The following is a 2,531-nucleotide window of genomic DNA, read 5'->3' on the forward strand; positions in this document are numbered from 1 at the left end:
CGTCGTGTCGAACGTGAACAGGGTGTCGGCGCCGAGGCCATCACTGGCCTGGACGCCCACGTGCACACCGGCGTCCGACACCACGGGGTCGTGCAGCACCTCGCCCCCGCCGGTCGTGGCCACCCACGCTTCCTCCAGGTCGCCGACGGTCGCCGGCGTGATCGCCGTCTCGAAGGTGTTGTGCCCGGTGCGGCTCGGTCCGCCGCCCGGGGCGGGCCAGAAGCAACCCGACAGCCCCAGCACCACCACACCTGTACCGACCAAGCCCAGCTGCCGCCTCACGGCCATCCCCCCAACGGGCCCGGTCCACACCGGCCCCTCGGGGATTGAACCACGGATCGTCCCCCGGTGTGGGTGCGAGGTGGGGGTCGGGGCAGAATCAGCGGGTGCAGACGACCTTGCCTTCCGGGACGGCCGCCGCGGTGGCGCGCCCGTCCGACGGTCGGGACCCCTCACGGGGGCTCGTGATCATCCCCGACGTCGGTGGCCTGCGGCCGCTCTTCACCGACATGGCGCAGCGGATCTCGGACGAGCAGGGGTGGGCCGTGGCCACCTTCGAGCCGTGGGCCGACCGCGACGCCGGCTCCACGATCGAGGAGCGGATGGCCGGGGTGCAGCAGCTCACCGACGTCCGGCTGCTGGGCGATGCCGCCGCGGCGGCCGACGCCCTGGGGGTCGAGCCGGTGGGGATCATGGGGTTCTGCATGGGCGGGATGTACACGCTCAAGGCCGCGGGCATCGGGCGCTTCGACCGGGCCGTCGCCTTCTACGGGATGGTCCGGGTGCCGGACATGTGGCGCAGCGACGGGCAGGGCGAGCCGCTCGACGCCCTCGCGTCGCCGAACGCCAGCCCGACGCTGGCGATCATCGGCACCGTCGACCGCTGGACCCCACCCGACGACGTCGCCGCCCTGGAGGCCGCCGGCGTTTCGGTGGTGCGCTACGAGGGCGCCGACCACGGCTTCGTCCACGACGCCGACCGCCCCGCCCATCGCGCCGCCGACGCCGCGGACGCCTGGCGCCGCGCCCTGACCTTCCTCTCGCCGTGACCGCCTCGCCCGGGTCCGCGCCGATCCTGCACCTGTCGCTGCCGGTGGCCGACGTCGGTCGGGCGCGGGGGTTCTACGTCGACCTGGTCGGGTGCACGCCGGGGCGGGTGCGGGACGGGTGGGTCGACGTGTGGTTCTTCGGCCTCCAGCTGACCCTGCAGCACGACCCGGACCACGTGATGGCGCCCGAGGCGACCGGTGTCCGCCACTTCGGTGTCACCCTCGATGCGGCCACGCTGGTCGACCTGCTGGCCCGGCTGGAGGCCGCCGACGTCGACTGGGTCCACCGTGTCACCACCGACCACGCCGGCACGCCCCGGGAGCAGACCAAGGCCAAGGTCCGCGACCCCGATGGCAACGTGGTCGAGCTCAAGTCCTACGCCGACCCCGCCGCCGCCTTCGAGCACCTCGATAGTTGAGTTGGTCCGCGACTGACGGGTTCCCCCCGGGGCAAGCTCCCGGGATGGAACAGCGCATCAGCGTGATCACCCTCGGCGTCACCGACCTGGCGCGGGCTCGCACGTTCTACGAGAGCCTGGGCTGGACCTCGGTGTCGGCCCCGACCGACGACGTCGCCTTCTTCGAGGCCGGTGGGCTGGTGTTCTCGGTATGGGACATCGCCAGCCTGGCGGAGGACAGCGGCGTGCTCCACAGCCCCGGCTGGGGCGGCGTGACGCTGGCGCACAACGTGGCGTCGCCGGCCGAGGTCGACACGGTGATGGCCGAGGCCGAGGCGGCGGGCGCCACCGTCACCCGTCCGGCGGGATCGACGTTCTGGGGTGGCTACTCCGGCGTCTTCACCGACCCGGACGGCCACCCCTGGGAGATCGCCCACAACCCCGACTGGCACCTTCACCCCGACGGCTCCACCACCATCACCTGAGAACGTGCGCGTCAGTCGTCGTTGTCGTCGGGGACCCAGCCCGGCGGTGGGCCGGGCCGCGGCATGGGGCCCTCGTCGCAGTCCCACCCCTGGCCGCGATCCCGGCGGCCGCCGTCTCCACGGTCGCTGCGGTCGTGGTCGGGGCCGGGCCAGCGGTGGCCGTCGTCGTCCCTTGAGGCGATCGGGCGGCCGACGTCGGATTCGTCGTCGGCGGTGGCGCGGCCGACCGCGAAGCCGCCGCCGGCGAGTGCGGCCCCCAGGGCGACGACGCCCACGACTCCGGCGAGCCGTCGGCCCTGGCCCCGACGTGGCGGAGGCGGGTCGGAGGCGTCGACCGAAGTGTCGGCGGCCGGGGTGTCGGGGGCCGCCGGCGGTGCCTCGGCGTCGGGCGGCGGTGCCTCGACCTCGGCGTCGGGCTCGGGCTCGGCGTCGGGCTCCGGGACCTCGTCGGGTGGCGTCGGCGGCGTGGGGTCCGGGTAGATCGCGTCGCGGTCGACCGGATCGGAGCCGGAGGTCGGGGCGTTGTCGTCGGTCATGTGTCTCCCTCGGTAGCTGCGGTGCCGTCGAGCGGGAGTGGGGATGGCAGAGGCGACCCGCCG

At 74.3% G+C, this 2,531-nt stretch carries 5 protein-coding genes; 3 read left to right on the top strand and 2 right to left on the bottom strand.

The window, feature by feature from the left end; genetic code table 11:
* Positions 1-282, bottom strand: a 282-nt coding sequence (locus VK611_04430) for a hypothetical protein (protein HMG40547.1), incomplete at its 3' end; no start/stop codon positions are given.
* A gap of 104 nt (positions 283-386) precedes the next feature.
* Here VK611_04430 and VK611_04435 point away from each other — a divergent pair.
* The 3 genes from VK611_04435 to VK611_04445 are packed head-to-tail and all read left to right on the top strand — an operon-like array spanning position 387 to position 1,932.
* Positions 387-1,049, top strand: coding sequence for a dienelactone hydrolase family protein (locus VK611_04435; protein HMG40548.1), 663 nt, complete (start codon positions 387-389; stop codon positions 1,047-1,049).
* Positions 1,046-1,468: a VOC family protein gene (locus tag VK611_04440; protein HMG40549.1), complete on the top strand. Its 423-nt coding sequence runs from the start codon at positions 1,046-1,048 to the stop codon at positions 1,466-1,468. Before VK611_04435 ends, VK611_04440 begins: the two co-directional genes overlap by 4 nt.
* A gap of 44 nt (positions 1,469-1,512) precedes the next feature.
* Positions 1,513-1,932, top strand: a complete 420-nt coding sequence (locus VK611_04445) for a VOC family protein (protein ID HMG40550.1) — start codon at positions 1,513-1,515, stop codon at positions 1,930-1,932.
* 11 nt (positions 1,933-1,943) lie between these two features.
* Here the strand turns inward: VK611_04445 and VK611_04450 are convergent.
* Positions 1,944-2,531: hypothetical protein (locus VK611_04450; protein ID HMG40551.1), on the bottom strand; the 588-nt coding region annotated here is incomplete at its 5' end.

It is taken from the genome of Acidimicrobiales bacterium, from assembly GCA_035316325.1.
In the GTDB taxonomy this organism is placed as follows: domain Bacteria; phylum Actinomycetota; class Acidimicrobiia; order Acidimicrobiales; family VFJN01; genus DASXTK01.